The sequence below is a fragment of the Bifidobacterium sp. LH_491 genome (genome assembly GCF_056356495.1).
In genome coordinates this window covers 1,247,377-1,262,218 of sequence record NZ_JBKEUI010000001.1, presented here as the reverse complement: position 1 = coordinate 1,262,218, position 14,842 = coordinate 1,247,377, and the positions used below count along the sequence as shown (strand labels likewise).

The following is a 14,842-nucleotide window of genomic DNA, read 5'->3' as shown; positions in this document are numbered from 1 at the left end:
CGCGATATCGGATTGATGTGGTACTGCGGGCGCGCAGGTGTGGATAGCATGTGTCGCAGTATGCGCGCCCGCGTCATAGGGCTAACGTTTACCATATTGTGCTGAGCGTCGTATGGAGTGCCCTGCGGTGTGTCTTTCGTCAGCACACGCTCATATAGTGGTGCTATGGCTACAATCCCTGAAATGAACGCGCAATCCGCGTATGCTCCTCTGCCCCCTATTTTCGCCAATCTCGGCTTGGCGTATGATGACGTGTTGCTGTTGCCGAACGCGACCGACGTCATTCCTTCGGAAGTGGATACCACCACGCATCTGACCCGCGAGATCACGATGAAGGTTCCCGCCATTTCCGCTGCGATGGATACCGTGACCGAAGCAGAAATGGCCATCGCCATGGCGCGCAACGGTGGTATCGGCGTGCTGCATCGCAATCTGTCGATTGACGATCAGGCCGCCCAGGTGGACGTGGTCAAGCGTAGCGAATCCGGCATGATCACCGATCCACTGACCGTCAGTCCCGAAGCCACGCTCGCAGAGCTTGATAAGCAATGCGGGCGTTTTCATATCTCCGGTTTGCCGGTGGTGGACTCCGACAACCGTCTGGTCGGCATCATCACCAATCGTGACATGCGTTTCATCGCGCCGGAGGACTACGACCATCTCAAGGTCAGGGATGTTATGACCCGTGAGCATCTCATCACCGGCCCGTCCGATATTTCCAAGGACGACGCGCATGACCTGCTGGCCAAGCACAAGGTCGAGAAGCTGCCGTTGATCGATGCCGAAGGCAAGCTGACCGGTCTGATTACCGTCAAGGATTTCGTCAAGACCGAGCAGTATCCGGATGCGACCAAGGATGAGCAGGGCCGTCTGCGTGTGGCTGCGGGCGTTGGCTTCCTGGGCGATGCCTGGCAGCGTGCTTCGGCGCTGATGGAAGCCGGAGTCGACGTGTTGGTGGTGGACACCGCCAATGGCGAAGCCAAGTTGGCGTTGGACATGATTCGTCGCATCAAGGCCGATTCCGCGTTTAGGGGCGTTCAGGTCATCGGCGGCAATATCGCTACCCGTCAAGGTGCGCAGGCGATGATCGACGCTGGCGTGGACGCGGTAAAGGTTGGCGTGGGCCCTGGCTCGATTTGCACGACGCGTGTGGTTGCCGGTGTGGGCGTGCCGCAGTTGACCGCCGTGTATGAAGCGGCGCAGGCGTGCAAGGCGGCTGGCGTGCCGTGTATCGCCGATGGCGGCATCCACTATTCCGGCGATATCGCCAAGGCTTTGGTGGCGGGGGCCAGCTCGGTGATGCTGGGCGGCACGCTGGCTGGTTGCGAGGAAACCCCAGGCGAGAAGGTGTTGCTGCACGGCAAGCAGTACAAGCTGTATCGTGGCATGGGTTCGTTGGGTGCCATGGCGCCGCGCGGCAAGAAGAGCTACTCCAAGGATCGCTACTTCCAGGCCGATGTGACCAGTACCGAAAAGGTGGTGCCGGAAGGCGTGGAAGGCGAAGTGCCGTACCGTGGCCCGTTGAACGCTGTGCTGTACCAGCTGATCGGTGGCCTGCACCAGTCGATGTTCTACATCGGTGCGCACAATATCAAGGAAATGAGCGAGAAGGGTCGCTTTATTCGCATCACGGACGCCGGTTTGCGCGAGTCGCATCCGCATGACATCGTGATGACCACGGAAGCGCCGAACTACACTGGTTTCCACAACTGATCGTGTGCGTTCGCGCTTGGTGGCTCTCATGGTGTGCGTGCCGGAGCGCGCCGAACAAGGCTAGGGCCGAGCTTCGCTAGTGTTGCGGTAATGCCGTGCTTTGATAATGCCGAGCTTCGCTAAAGCCAGGTTTTGGTAATGTTGAGCGCCCGTCGGGAATTGCCCAGGCGGGCGCTTTGTCGTTATGCGGCGGCATGGCGTCGTCTGGTCGTAACGTTGTGTGGTTGTGATGGGCGAGCTGAGTGGGGACGACTGCGTGGTTGGTTGCCGTCGCTCCGTCGCTGCCGAGTTATAGGCTTGTCTGTTCGGTACGTTCGTCAAGGAAAGGTGGCCATAATGGCTGGGAAGAACGATGACGTCACATATGCCGCGAGTGATTCGCGGTTGATCTGGATCGATTGTGAAATGACCGGATTGGATATTTTCCGTGACGAACTGTGCGAAGTGTCCGTAGTGCCTACGGATTTTGATCTCAATGTATTGGATGAGGGCATCGACGTGGTGATTCGGCCCTCCGAGGCGGCCGAAGCGCATATGAACGACTTCGTGCGGCATATGCACACCTCGTCCGGTTTGGTCGACCAATGGCATCGAGAAGGGGTGTCGTTACAGGAAGCCGAACGCATGGTGGTCGAATACGTGTCGCGGTTCTTGCCGCAGGGCGACAAGGCGCATCTGGCGGGCAATTCAGTAGGGTCAGACAAGAAATTCCTTGACCGGTACATGCCGCAGCTGATGCAACGGCTGCATTACCGGGTGATTGACGTGAGCACCTTCAAGGAACTGTCCCGCCGTTGGTATCCGGACGTGTTGGTGCATCGTCCGGCCAAACATGGCGGCCATCGTGCGTTGGCCGATATCATCGAATCCATTGACGAGTTGCGCTATTACCGCGAATTGTGCATGGTTCCGGCTCCTGGTCCCGACGCCGCCACATGTGAGCGTACGGCGCGTCAAATCGAAGACACCAGTCTGCTGCGGGAGTACGAGCGTCAAGGCACGCCGCTGGGGCAGTGATCCGCGCCGCGCGATCCTACCATCGCGTGGCCCATCGCAAGGAGTGAACCTATGACAACAGCGCAATGGTCGCAGGTCCACCCGTCCGTTCACGACGTACGCATGGTTGTGGCGGACATGGACGGTACGTTGCTGGACGGCGACGGACATATCCCCGAGGATTTTTGGCAGGTGTACGAACTGCTGCGCGGCCAGGGGATACGATTTGTACCGGCCAGCGGACGCCAGTATGCCACGCTGCGCGATATGTTTGCCGCGCGTGGCGGCGATATGGCCATGATCGCCGAGAATGGCAATGTCATCGCCGTTGACGGCAGTATGGAAGCGGTAAGCGGCATCGATGCCGATACGGCGCGGCATGTGGTGACGCTGGCTCGCGGTGACCATGGGCGTGATCTGGGCGTGGTGGTGTGCTGCCGCGACGAGGCGTTGATCGAACGCGGCGACCGGCCGTTCGTTGAGGAATGCGCCAAGTATTATCATGCGCTGCGCGTGGTGGATGATGTGCGCGAGGCGCTGGATGCCGCCGTGCGCGACGGCCAGCCGGTGGTCAAGATGGCGGTGTTTGATTTCGATGACGCGCAGCCAGTGGCCGAATCGTTGTTCGGAGCGTTGCGCGAATCCCATCAAGTGGTGGTCTCGGGCGCCCATTGGGTGGATGTGATGGACCGCCGGGCCGACAAGGCGTGCGGCGTTCGCGCGTTGCAGGAGCGTTGGCAGGTCGATGTCGCGCACACCATGGCGTTCGGCGATTACATCAACGATGTCGGCATGCTGCAGGCCGCATCATGGTCGTATGCGATGGCGAACGCGCATCCGCAGGTGGTTCGGTGCGCTCGTTACGGCGCGCCATCCAACGTCGAGCATGGTGTGCTGCAAGTGTTGCGGGCGATGCTGGAGGCGTGAGATGCGGCAGTCGGAGGCGTTGGCGATTTTGGCGGCCGGTGCGCCCGTATTCCTTACCGGTGCGCCGGGTGCGGGTAAAACCTACGTGTTGAATGCGTTCGTGGCGCAGGCGCGTCGCAATGGCGCGTCGGTGGCGGTGACGGCTTCCACGGGTATCGCCGCCACGCATATCAACGGGCAGACGATTCATTCGTGGAGCGGCATTGGCGTGGCCACATCGTTGAGCGACGCGTTGATGAAAACCATTGCGCAGCGCCGCCGCCGGAGGCTGCAATCCGCCGATATCTTGGTCATCGACGAGGTGTCGATGATTCATGCGTGGCTGTTCGACATGGTCGATCAGGTGTGCCGTTCGTTGCGTCGCGATCCGCGGCCTTTCGGTGGACTGCAGGTGGTGCTGTCGGGAGATTTCTTCCAGCTGCCTCCCGTGAGCGTGGCGGGGCGCAATCATGATGTCATTGCGCCGAGGCCGGAGTTTGTGGCCATGCGTGAGCGGTATGCCGACGCTGGCTTGAATCCGGAAGGTTTCGTCACCGAATCGTTGGTGTGGCGCGAGCTTGCTCCCGTGGTGTGCTATCTGACCGAACAGCATCGTCAGGATGACGGACAGCTGCTTACGGTACTTACCGATATTCGCGATGGCATGGTGACGCAGGAGGACCATGAGGTGTTGGCCGCGCGGGTGGGTTCCAGGCCTGGCGACGATGAAGTGGCGGTGCATCTGTTTCCCGTCAATCGTCAGGCGGATACGCTGAACGACACCCGTTTGGCGCAGATCGACGAAGAGCCGCATGAGTATCAGTCGCAGTCGCGCGGGCCTGCTGACCTGGTGGCTCGTCTGCAGAAGAACATGCTGGCTCCGCAGGTGTTGCAGCTGAAAACCGGGGCGGCGGTTATGGCGTTGCGCAACGATGCCGACCGTCAATATGTGAACGGCTCTATTGGGGTGGTGCGGGGTTTTGCGAAGGAGCCCAAGGGCGGTTGGCCGATCGTCGAGTTTGACAACGGCAACGTGGTGACGATGAAGCCCGCGTCATGGGACATGATGGATGGCGAAACGGTGCTGGCCAGCGTGGCCCAGGTGCCGTTGCGGTGCGCGTGGGCGATAACGATTCACAAGTCGCAGGGCATGACGCTGGATCGGGCGGTTATGGACCTGCGGCGCACGTTCGCGCCGGGCATGGGATATGTGGCGTTGTCGCGTGTACAGGGATTGGATGGTTTGTATCTGGACGGCATCAATGAGCGGGCGTTCATGGTCTCGCCGGACGCCGTACGGCTGGATGCATCGCTGCGCGCCGAAGCCAGGGCAGCCTCCGCTCGGCTGTCGCAAGAAGGCGAGGAGACTTTTGCGCCACAAATCGTTGGGGAGGATGAGTTTACGCAGGACGAACTGTTCTAGTGCTGAGCCGACTGTTGGGTGCAGACAGTGTGTCCATGAGGGGTGTGGTATGTTATCGGGCAATGTCCTCTTGCGCTAATAGGTTGGGCGTATGAGCAAAGCACTTCGTATGTCTACTATGTTTTTGCGCACGTTGCGTGAAGATCCCGCCGATGCGGACGTCGATTCGGCCAAACTGCTGCAGCGCGCCGGTTATATCCGCAAGACCGCCCCCGGCATTTGGACGTGGCTGCCGTTGGGTCTGCGGGTGTTGAACAAGATCGAAGCGGTTATCCGTGAGGAAATGAACGGCATTGGCGCCCAGGAAGTCCATTTCCCCGCATTGCTGCCGCGCGAGCCGTATGAGGCCACCCATCGTTGGGAGGAGTACGGCGAGAATCTGTTCCGCTTGCAGGATCGTCATGGTGCTGATTATCTGCTCGCTCCGACGCATGAGGAAATGTTCACCTTGCTGGTCAAGGACATGTATTCCTCGTACAAGGATCTGCCGGTGACCCTGTACCAGATCCAGACCAAGTATCGCGACGAGTTCCGTCCGCGTGCCGGTTTGATCCGCGGACGCGAGTTCGTGATGAAGGACGCCTATTCGTTCACGCTGGATGAGGAGGGCATGAAGCGCTGCTATATGGATGAGCGCGGTGCGTATGAGCGTATTTTCCAACGGCTGGACCTGCGATATGTGCCGGTGTTCGCCATGTCTGGCCCCATGGGAGGCTCCGCTTCTGAAGAGTTCCTGGCACCCATGCCGATTGGCGAGGATACGTTTGCCTTGGCGCCGTCCGGCAAGGCGTGGAACGTCGAGGCGCTGACCACGCCCGAGGTGGCGCCGGTCGACTATGCCGATACCGCTGATATGGCGATGGTGCAGACTCCTGACGCCAAGACGATCGAGTCGTTGGTGGAAGTGATGAATAGCCGTTATCCGCGTGAGGACGGCCGTGCATGGACCGCTGCCGACATGTTGAAGACCGTGGCGGTGACCGTGCTGCATGCCGAGGATGACGAGCATGACAAGCCGTGGCGCGAAGTGGTTGCCGTGGCGATTCCGGGAGATCGCCAGGTGGATATGAAGCGTTTGGAAGCGCAGTTCGCTCCCAGCGAGTTGGAGGAATCCACGCCCGAGGATTTGCGCAAGCATCCCGAGTTGGTGGCCGGCTATATGGGTCCGATGGCGTTTGGCAAGCAGGCTGGCGAGGCTGGTGTGGCCGAGCCGGTGCGTTTCTTCATCGACGCCCATGTGGCTCGCGGTTCGCAGTGGATCGTGGGTGGCGATGAGCCGGGCAAGCACCGCGTGCATGCGGTGTACGGCCGCGATTTCGAAGCCGATGGCGTGGTGGAAGCGGTTGAGGTGCGTCAGGGCGATATGAGTCCGGATGGTTCGGGACCGCTGAGCTTCGAGCGTGGTGTGGAAATCGGCCAGGTGTTCCAGCTGGGCTTGAAGTATTCGAAGGCGTTGGATTTGAAGGTCTTGGATGCCAATGGCAAAACCGTTCCGGTATGGATGGGTTGTTATGGCATCGGCGTGTCCCGCGTACTGGCCTGCATCGCGGAAACTCATCACGACGAGAAGGGCTTGGCGTGGCCGTCGATCGTGGCGCCCGCTCAGGTGCATGTGATGGCCACCGGCAAGGACGAGGCTGCCTTTGAGGCGGCGGAGCGCTTGGTCGAGCAGCTTGAGGAACGTGGCGTCGAGGTTATCTACGATGATCGCCGCAAAGTGTCGCCGGGCGTGAAATTCAAGGATGCCGAGTTGATCGGTGTGCCGCTGGTGGCGGTTGCCGGCCGCGATACCGTCTCGCAGGGCACGATCGAGATTCGTGACCGCGACGGCCAGCATATGGTGGCGGTGCCGGCTGAGCAGGTGGCGCAGGTGCTGGTCGAGCGTATCGCCGCACTGTAGGCATAGTGAGCGTGGCCCACGTGCGGTCATGTTGATGGGCGGCCCGTAGCATTGCTGCGGGCCGTTTGGCATAGTGGGTCGGATTGGAGTGCCGTGGTGTTGCCGATCTTGCATACTTGCCGGGCCTGGTGAAGCATTCCGGTTGGAGGTTATCCACAACACGCCCGATTGCCAGGCCTTCGACCACCACTGTTGGAGCGGCTGGTGCTGCGCGGCATGCGTGCGTCATAGTGTCGGTACCGGCGAGCATGGTGTCTGTCACTTCGGTTGGTGTCATGGATTGGTTGCCCAGCAGCGTGCTCGTCGGTCCACCAACGAGCACAAGGAGCGCGATATGCAGCAAGCAATGGTGACCATCAACGGGTATGTCGGGGGAGAGCCGGTGGCGTTCGGCAAGGAAGGCGGGGCGGCGGCCTGCTCCTTCCGTCTGGGGTGTACCAGAAGTTATTACGACGCCAAAGCGGGCGCGTGGAAGGAGGGCGTCACCACGTGGGGGACCGTAAAGGCGTTCAGGACATTGGCGTCGAATATTCTGCAATCGGTGCACAAAGGCGACCCTGTTATGGTGTGTGGTGCGTTGCAAACCGAACAGTGGACGCAGGATGGCGCGGAGCGCAGCCGTTTGGTTATCGAAGCCCAGACGGTCGGGCATGATCTGACCCGTGGTATCGGCATGTTTCAACGCCAGCGGCGCGAAGGCACTGGCGGGCAGCCTGCCGCTAATGCGCAAGGCGGGGTCCATCGTGATGCATCCGAGATGGGCGATCGAGCGCAGTCGGCGGGTGACTCCAGTGCGGAGGACTCGGATTTTGATACTGCGGAAGAGGCGTTGGACAACACCTCGCTGTCAACTGCAGATAGCGTGTGAGCGGCAGCCCATGTGGACATGTTGTTCGCTGCGGAGGCACATAACGCAACGTGCCGACCCTCCAACGGGTCGGCACGAATGGTCAAGTGCGGCGATGGGTCGTGCATATCACATGACACGGCCGATACGGTATATGCCGCAAGATGACGGGAACGTTACCAGATGTGCACGCGTTGGTCGGGGTCGAGCCACATGGGGTCGTCCGCGGTGACGTGGAACGCATCGTAGAATAGATCCACATTGCGCGCGATGCCGTTGGTGCGGCATTCCGCGGGTGAATGCGGATCAATCTGCAGATGTTGCTCGGCCAACTCGTCGCGATTCTTGGTGCGCCAGATGGCGGCATAGTTTAGGAAGAAGCGTTGCACGCCGGTGTACCCGTCCATGACAGGCGCCTGGCGCAATGCGTCGGCGATGCCTTGCGCCGAGCCGTCCTTGGCGTTGCCGTGAGCTTTATCTAGTGAGAAGGCGTAGGCTTTCAGGGCGATGGTGACACCGCCGAGATCGCCAATGTTCTCGCCGATAGTGAGTGCGCCGTTGACATGTGGTGCCTGTTCGGGATGCTCGGCGTATTTGTCGGCGAGCTGCTGGGGCACGAAGGCATTGTACTGTTCGATAAGCGCCTTGGTGCGTGTCTCGAAGTTGGCCTTGTCCTCTTCGGTCCACCAGTCATGGAGCATGCCGTCGCCGTCGTACTGACTTCCCTGGTCGTCGAAGCCGTGTCCAATCTCGTGGCCAATCACCGCGCCAATGCCACCGTAGTTGGCGGCATCTTCGGCATCCGGGTTGAAGAACGGCGGCTGCAAGATGGCTGCGGGGAAGACGATGACGTTCATCGATGGCTCGTAATAGGCGTTGACGGTTTGCGGATTCATCAGCCATTCCTCATGGTCGACCGGCTTGCCGGCCTTGGCGAGCTGACGGCCCATTTCGTATCGATTGGCGGCGCGCATGATGTCGATCAGGCTATCACCTTCGTGGATGACCAGTGCGCTGTAGTCGCGCCAATGATTTGTGTAACCGATCTTCGGAGTGAACTTCGAGAGCTTTTCCAGCGCCTTGGCCTTGGTTTGCTCGCCCAGCCAGTCGCTGGTGGTGATGGAGACACGGTAGGCGTCGATGAGGTTGGCGACGAGCTCTTCCATGCGTTGCTTGGAACTTGCGGGGAAGTGGCGCTGCACATACACCTTGCCGACCTCTTCGCCGCAGGTGCCGTTGACGAGCGATACGGCGCGTTTCCAGCGTTCGCGCTGTTGCTTGGCTCCCGAAAGGATCTTACCGTAGAAGTCAAAGTTCGTGCTGTCGAATGGTTCGCTCAGCATGCTGGCCCAGCCGACGATGACGTGTACACGGGCCCACAGCTTGAGTTCGTCGAGACTGGCGGCCTGCCAGAAAGCATCGAAGCCAGTCAGGAAGCTCGGCTCGTGCACGATGCTATGGGCAAGCGCTTGGCTGATGGATACGGGCTGGGCCGCCGATGTTTCGGTGGCATCGTAGGCTTCCTGCCAGGCCTGTGTCCATGCCTGCAGGTTAACGTGCTGTAGCGCTTCGGTGAGCATTTGCCAATCGTAGGGATTATAGGTTTTCTGCGAGTCTCGGGTCGCAACGACATCCCAATGATGCGATGCGATGCGGGTTTCGATATCCAACAGTGTCCGAGCCTGTTCGGTGGCGGACTCGTCATCCTCGGCGTAGCCTGCGTGACGCAGCTGTCGGGCGACCATGGTGCTGAATGCTTCGCGTATCGCTGCGTGGTGTTCGTCACGGTAGTAGGCTTCGTCGGGCAGCAGCAGGCCGCCCTGCTCGATGTGAATGATGTCGGTGGTTGGATCCTTGGGATCGCCGTAGACGCCGATGCCGAAGAATTCAGCGCCGTCGACCGTGGCCAGCGCGCGAACCAGCTCGGTTTTGTCTGCGGCCTGGTCGATGCGGGACAGGTCGTCGCGGATGGGTTCCAAGCCTGCCGCTTCGATGGCCTGCGTGTTCAGGAATGTGCGGTAGATAAGTCGGGAGAGGGGCGCGGGGGCATTCTCGTCGTCGAGAATCTCGCGTATTTGGCGCTCTGCGTCTTCGGCGAGTTTGTCGAACGACCCATAGCGTGAGCGGTCGTCGGGAAGGCGATACGTATCGATCCAGGGTCCGTTGACGTAACGGAAGAGATCCTGCGCGGGGGAGATGACGGAGGAAAATGATGCCGGGTCGATGCCGGAGGTCAATGTTGTACTCATGGCTTTACCCTAGCCATGTTTGGTGACAATCCATGCATGCTCGTCCGCTGGATGGACGCCAAACTGTGTGGAGCACACAAGTCGGAGTTCCGCTTTGGGCATGGAATGGTCAGGCTGTCTATTCTTGAATATAGGAAAAGGTGACACTGTGTCAGTCATCGTTACATATTCAGTGAAGGAGCGTGACGCCATGTCCGCATCAATGAACAATCCCTATGATCCGCAACGCGCAGCTGCAGATGATGGCCAGTGGCAGCAGTCGCAGCAGCCACCGCAGCAGACTGCATGGCAGGACGGCACCTCCAACGATTGGTGGGGTCCTGAGCCCTTCTCGTTGTTTGAAGACGCACTTTCCATGCGTGCGCGCAATATGATTCGCGGTGGTTACGCGGTACTTGGCGTGGCGGCCGTGGCTCTTGGCGCGGCGCTGCTCTTCTGGCCGGGGCGCACGTTGGCGCTGTTCGCGTTGGCGTTCGGCGTGTATTTTGTCGTTTCCGGCGTGGTGCGCATCGTCACCGCCATCGTGGAACTCGGCCTGCCGGGAGGTTGGCGCGTGCTCAATATCCTGGTCGGCATATTGCTTGCCGTCGGCGGCGTGGTGGTGTTGAAGAACAGCATGCTGTCGGGACAGACCTTGGCATTGCTGGTGACGCTGACGGTGGGCATCGGCTGGATGGTCGAAGGCATCACGGCATTGGCGGAAAGCCGGCGTCTGGCCAGCTCGGGCTGGTCGATGCTGTACGCCGTGCTGGCGGTGGTCGCCGGTGTGGTGGTGCTGGTGTTCCCGCTGTCGTCCACGGTTTGGCTGGTGTGGTTCGGTGCCATCGCATTGGTGGTGATGGGCGTTGCCTCCATTATGCGGGCTCTGTCTTTCGGACGCGGCGTGCAACGATAGTAATGTCGAGTGGAGTTGAGTGCTATACCCATGTGCTTCGCCACTTCGTGCAGATAATGCCTCGCCGCACCGATGTGCGGTGGGGCAGTTCGATGGATGGGAACCTGCCCTGGAGTGGTGTGGTGTGTGACATGGCGTTTGGCATGTTCGGGCAAGGCACGCGGTAGGGTGAACATATGATTGAGTTGAAGACAGCATCAGAAATCGAAGCGATGAAGCCGGCCGGCCGTTTTGTGGCGGGCATTCTCAAGGATTTGCGCGAAACCACCAAGGTGGGTACGAATTTGTTGGAAATCGATGATTTCGTGCGCCGTCGCATCGAAAGCCGCAAGGGGGCTAAATCGTGCTATGTGGATTACGCGCCGGACTTCGGCACCGGACCGTTTGCGCACTATATCTGCACCTCGGTGAATGATGCCGTGCTGCATGGTGTGCCGTTTGACTACGCCTTGCGCGACGGCGATCTGGTCAGTCTTGACCTGGCGATCAGCGTGGACGGATGGGTGGCCGATTCGGCGATCAGCTTCATCGTCGGCGAGCATCGCGACCCGGAGGACGAGCGTCTGATCCGCTGCACCGAAGAGGCCTTGGCGGCGGCCATCGAGCAGGCGCAACCAGGCAACCGTCTTGGAGACATTTCCGCAGCCATCGGTGAGGTGGCTCATGCGGCCGGCTATGACATCAATCTTGATTTCGGCGGCCATGGCGTGGGACATATCATGCACGGCGATCCTCACGTGCCCAACGATGGCCGTGCCCATCACGGGTATCGTTTGCGTCCGGGTTTGGTGATTGCGATCGAGCCGTGGTTCCTTAAGACTACCGATGAGATTTATCAAGATCCGAAGGATGGGTGGACGCTGCGTTCCGTGGACGGTTCGCGTGGCGCACACAGCGAGCACACCATTGCGATTACGGACAACGGCCCGATTATCCTCACCGATCGCGAACGTCTGTAATCGGTAGTGTTGTCCGTACGCTAAGACGAGGTAACGCCGTATGCGATTTGCTTTGCTACAGTGAATCCGCATACGGCGTTCTTGTATGGTATAACGTCTTGTGCTGCAAGGGCTTACAAGCGATAAAGTACTCTGCTTGTTTCAGTTGCCTGTGTGGTCAGACACCAGCGATGCCGCAAGGATAATCCTTCGACGTAGCGAAAGGCGGTGGCGATGGCCGAGGCGAATCTAAATGTTGACGGCAGTTCCTATGTGTTGCCGGTGGTGGAGTCCACGGATGGTCCCGACGGCATTGTGGTGTCGGGGTTGCGCAACGATGGCTGGGTCACGCTTGACCCGGGATTTCTGACCACTGCGCAATGTGCGTCGAAAATCACTTTTATCGACGGTCAGCGTTCTATCTTGCGCTATCGCGGGTATGCGATCAGCGAGCTATGCGAATATGCGGATTTCCTTGAGGTTGCATGGTTGCTGCAATATGGCGAGCTTCCGTCGCGTACGCAGTTCGAGACGTATTGCGAAGCGGTGAACCATCGCACGATGGTAGGGGAGGATTTCCGTACATTCCTGGGGTCGTTCCCGCGCAGCAGTCATCCGATGGCGGTATTGGCCTCGGCGGTGAACGCCTTGGGTGCGTTTTATGCGGACACCACCAATCCATTGGATGAGGCGCAGCTGGATGAGGCGGCGATCATCATTATGGCGAAGGTACGCACGATGGTGAGCTACATCATGAGGCGTCATCGTGACGAGCCAATGCTGTATCCGGATTATGCGCGTGGATATGTCGACGATTTTCTGCGCATGTGTTTCGCCATACCGTATGAGCCATTTGCCTCAGATCAGTTGAATGTGCATGCATTGGGACGGTTGTTGATTATCCATGCCGATCATGAGCAGAACTGTTCCACGTCCGTGGTGCGTATCGCCGGAAGTGCCCATGCGAATCTATATGCGGCGGTGGCGGCGGGCATCAACGCACTGTCTGGACCCTTGCACGGAGGTGCGAACGAGGCGGCGTTGCGGCAGTTGGCGTTGATTCGTGATTCGGGGAAGTCGGTGCGTGAGTTTGTCGAGGATGCCAAGCGCGAGGGGAGACGTATTGCGGGACTGGGTCATCGTGTCTATAAGTCATATGATCCGCGCGCGGCGATTGCTCGGCAATATATGGAGCAGGTGCTGCACCGCGATGATATGGATACACTGCCTAGTGAGGTGCGGTCGTTGTGTGAGGTGGCGATGGAATTGGAAGACATCGCCCTGCATGACGAGTATTTCGTGGAGCGTCATCTGTATCCCAATGTGGATTTTTATACTGGGTTGCTGTATCGCGTCATCGGTTTCGAGCCGGGAATGTTCACTCCATTGTTTGCGTTGGGACGTATTCCCGGATGGATTGCGCAGTACCGTGAGTTGTTGACCGATCCGAATACGAAGATCGGACGTCCACGGCAGGTGTACACGGGTGTGCCGGCGCGAACCTATGTGCCAATGGAGCAGAGGGAAGAGTGATTCCACATCGGTTAATTCGCGCAATCGGCTGCACATGCGATGGTGACGGTGCATATCCATAAGGATGCACCGCCACCGTCTGGTGATTCGCGGCGTGCGTGCTTGCCGTGCGCGGCGTTGCAGACGACGTGTGCCGTTGGACTCGTCGTATCGGCGAGTCCAACGGCACACGTGACGTATGGAGGTCAGTTCTTGTGCAATTCGGCGTTGAGTTCGATGCCGCTCTTGCGGTAGCGTGCTTCGATGGCACCAGTGAGAGAATTGCGGATGAACAGTAGGTTGTCCTTGCCTGACAGTTCCGCGCCCTTGACGACTTCGCCGGTGGCGTGCACGGTTACCTTGGTGCCTGCGGTGACATACAGGCCCGCTTCCACGACGCAGTGGTCTCCCAGCGAGATACCGATGCCCGCGTTGGCGCCCAACAGGCTGTGCTCGCCGATGGTGACGCGATGCTTGCCGCCACCGGACAGCGTGCCCATGATAGAGGCACCGCCGCCGATGTCCGAACCGTTGCCGACGACCACGCCTTGTGAGATGCGCCCTTCGACCATGGAAACACCGAGTGTGCCGGCATTGAAGTTGACGAAGCCCGCATGCATCACCGTGGTGCCTTCGGACAGATAGGCGCCCAGGCGGGCGCGGTTGGCGTCGGCGATGCGCACGCCGGTAGGTGTGACGTAGTCCAGCATGCGCGGAATCTTATCCAACGAGTGGACGGTGACCGATGCGGGCGGCATCATCGGCATCGCGCGGCGTGCGGCATCCATGACGTCGATTTTGCGCAAGGCGAAGTCGGACACCGAGAACGGTCCGTAATTCGTCCATACGGCGGTGGTGAGCTTGCCGAAAATACCGTCGAGATTGATGGTGTTCGGTTTGGCCAGCCGCATGCTCAGGACGTGCAGACGCAGATAGGCGTCAGCGCTGTCGGCAATGGGAGCATCCAAATCGCTGATCGTGAATACCGGCACGCGACGCACGCCACGGGCGTCCGGTTCGTCGAAAGCCATGGCGCCGAAACCGTGGTGCGGTCGTGATTGCGGCGCAGGAGGTGCGCCGAGGGACAACGTGGGATACCAAACGTCAAGGGTCGCTCCGCTGGCGTCGATACTTGCCAAACCCCAACCCCATGCCGTACGTGGTTCGATCATGCTTCGCTCCTTAGCATTCGATGGCCGCGTGTGCCCGCGGATACCTGTTCAACCATACCGTAAGGGCGTGCCGTTGGCGCGTCCTGCCAAGCGTAAAATCCGCCGTATTGCGTACAATGCCCAGCATGGATGACTATCGCAGGGAACGTGAGCGCAGGCAGGCGCGGCGGCGCTGCATCGCGCGTGCGATAGCCGTGGTAGTGGCGGTCGCACTGCTGGCGAGCCTGGTGATTCCCGCGGTTATTTCTGGTCTTTGACGTTGGTGCGTTGCCGGCAATCGAGGCATTGCCC

The 14,842-nt window shown here is 59.8% G+C and carries 12 protein-coding genes; 10 read left to right on the top strand and 2 right to left on the bottom strand.

Annotation, left to right across the window (positions count from 1 at the left end):
* Positions 1-165: 165 nt before the first annotated feature.
* The 6 genes from guaB to AC1AWK_RS04795 all read left to right on the top strand — a co-directional run bounded on the left by guaB (position 166) and on the right by AC1AWK_RS04795 (position 7,806).
* Positions 166-1,713: an IMP dehydrogenase gene (guaB, locus tag AC1AWK_RS04820; protein WP_476568584.1), complete on the top strand. Its 1,548-nt coding sequence runs from the start codon at positions 166-168 to the stop codon at positions 1,711-1,713.
* Between the two features lie 336 nt (positions 1,714-2,049).
* Entirely contained in the window at positions 2,050-2,730 is a 681-nt protein-coding gene (gene orn / locus AC1AWK_RS04815) for an oligoribonuclease (RefSeq protein WP_476568582.1), read from the top strand.
* A 51-nt stretch (positions 2,731-2,781) separates the two neighbouring features.
* On the top strand, positions 2,782-3,636 hold the full coding sequence (locus AC1AWK_RS04810) for a Cof-type HAD-IIB family hydrolase (RefSeq protein ID WP_476568580.1): 855 nt from the start codon (positions 2,782-2,784) through the stop codon (positions 3,634-3,636).
* Position 3,637: 1 nt separating this feature from the next.
* Positions 3,638-5,038 carry an ATP-dependent DNA helicase gene (locus tag AC1AWK_RS04805; RefSeq protein ID WP_476568578.1) on the top strand — a complete coding sequence of 467 codons (1,401 nt, stop codon included), beginning with the start codon at positions 3,638-3,640 and terminating at the stop codon, positions 5,036-5,038.
* 91 nt (positions 5,039-5,129) lie between these two features.
* Entirely contained in the window at positions 5,130-6,938 is a 1,809-nt protein-coding gene (locus AC1AWK_RS04800; RefSeq protein WP_476568576.1) for a proline--tRNA ligase, read from the top strand.
* Between the two features lie 334 nt (positions 6,939-7,272).
* The gene (locus AC1AWK_RS04795; RefSeq protein WP_476568574.1) at positions 7,273-7,806 is read left to right on the top strand and encodes a single-stranded DNA-binding protein; all 534 of its coding nucleotides are present in this window, start codon (positions 7,273-7,275) and stop codon (positions 7,804-7,806) included.
* 155 nt (positions 7,807-7,961) lie between these two features.
* Here AC1AWK_RS04795 and AC1AWK_RS04790 read toward each other — a convergent pair whose 3' ends face one another.
* Positions 7,962-10,034: a M13 family metallopeptidase gene (locus AC1AWK_RS04790; RefSeq protein ID WP_476568572.1), complete on the bottom strand. Its 2,073-nt coding sequence runs from the start codon at positions 10,032-10,034 to the stop codon at positions 7,962-7,964.
* A gap of 148 nt (positions 10,035-10,182) precedes the next feature.
* On the opposite strand from AC1AWK_RS04790, the gene AC1AWK_RS04785 reads away from it, so the two are divergent.
* The 3 genes from AC1AWK_RS04785 (at position 10,183) to AC1AWK_RS04775 (ending at position 13,400) form a co-directional block, all read left to right on the top strand.
* A complete protein-coding gene (locus AC1AWK_RS04785; RefSeq protein WP_476568570.1) occupies positions 10,183-10,929 on the top strand; it encodes an HdeD family acid-resistance protein in 747 nt (248 codons plus the stop codon).
* A gap of 176 nt (positions 10,930-11,105) precedes the next feature.
* Entirely contained in the window at positions 11,106-11,888 is a 783-nt protein-coding gene (gene map, locus AC1AWK_RS04780) for a type I methionyl aminopeptidase (RefSeq protein WP_476568568.1), read from the top strand.
* 213 nt (positions 11,889-12,101) lie between these two features.
* On the top strand, positions 12,102-13,400 hold the full coding sequence (locus AC1AWK_RS04775; protein ID WP_476568566.1) for a citrate synthase: 1,299 nt from the start codon (positions 12,102-12,104) through the stop codon (positions 13,398-13,400).
* 185 nt (positions 13,401-13,585) lie between these two features.
* On the opposite strand, the gene dapD is transcribed toward AC1AWK_RS04775, so the two are convergent.
* Entirely contained in the window at positions 13,586-14,551 is a 966-nt protein-coding gene (dapD, locus tag AC1AWK_RS04770) for a 2,3,4,5-tetrahydropyridine-2,6-dicarboxylate N-succinyltransferase (protein ID WP_476568565.1), read from the bottom strand.
* Between the two features lie 125 nt (positions 14,552-14,676).
* Between dapD and AC1AWK_RS04765 the strand changes: the two genes are divergently transcribed.
* Positions 14,677-14,808: a hypothetical protein gene (locus AC1AWK_RS04765; RefSeq protein WP_476568563.1), complete on the top strand. Its 132-nt coding sequence runs from the start codon at positions 14,677-14,679 to the stop codon at positions 14,806-14,808.
* Positions 14,809-14,842 lie beyond the last annotated feature (34 nt).

What these genes read in the sequence shown, in the direction of transcription:
- AC1AWK_RS04800 (WP_476568576.1), top strand. Translation starts at nt 5,130, where the DNA reads ATGAGCAAAGCACTTCGTATGTCTACTATGTTTTTGCGCACGTTGCGT.
- AC1AWK_RS04810 (WP_476568580.1), top strand. Translation starts at nt 2,782, where the DNA reads ATGACAACAGCGCAATGGTCGCAGGTCCACCCGTCCGTTCACGACGTA.
- guaB (WP_476568584.1), top strand. Translation starts at nt 166, where the DNA reads ATGGCTACAATCCCTGAAATGAACGCGCAATCCGCGTATGCTCCTCTG.
- dapD (WP_476568565.1), bottom strand. Translation starts at nt 14,551, where the DNA reads ATGATCGAACCACGTACGGCATGGGGTTGGGGTTTGGCAAGTATCGAC.
- orn (WP_476568582.1), top strand. Translation starts at nt 2,050, where the DNA reads ATGGCTGGGAAGAACGATGACGTCACATATGCCGCGAGTGATTCGCGG.
- AC1AWK_RS04775 (WP_476568566.1), top strand. Translation starts at nt 12,102, where the DNA reads ATGGCCGAGGCGAATCTAAATGTTGACGGCAGTTCCTATGTGTTGCCG.
- AC1AWK_RS04790 (WP_476568572.1), bottom strand. Translation starts at nt 10,034, where the DNA reads ATGAGTACAACATTGACCTCCGGCATCGACCCGGCATCATTTTCCTCC.
- map (WP_476568568.1), top strand. Translation starts at nt 11,106, where the DNA reads ATGATTGAGTTGAAGACAGCATCAGAAATCGAAGCGATGAAGCCGGCC.
- AC1AWK_RS04805 (WP_476568578.1), top strand. Translation starts at nt 3,638, where the DNA reads ATGCGGCAGTCGGAGGCGTTGGCGATTTTGGCGGCCGGTGCGCCCGTA.
- AC1AWK_RS04765 (WP_476568563.1), top strand. Translation starts at nt 14,677, where the DNA reads ATGGATGACTATCGCAGGGAACGTGAGCGCAGGCAGGCGCGGCGGCGC.
- AC1AWK_RS04795 (WP_476568574.1), top strand. Translation starts at nt 7,273, where the DNA reads ATGCAGCAAGCAATGGTGACCATCAACGGGTATGTCGGGGGAGAGCCG.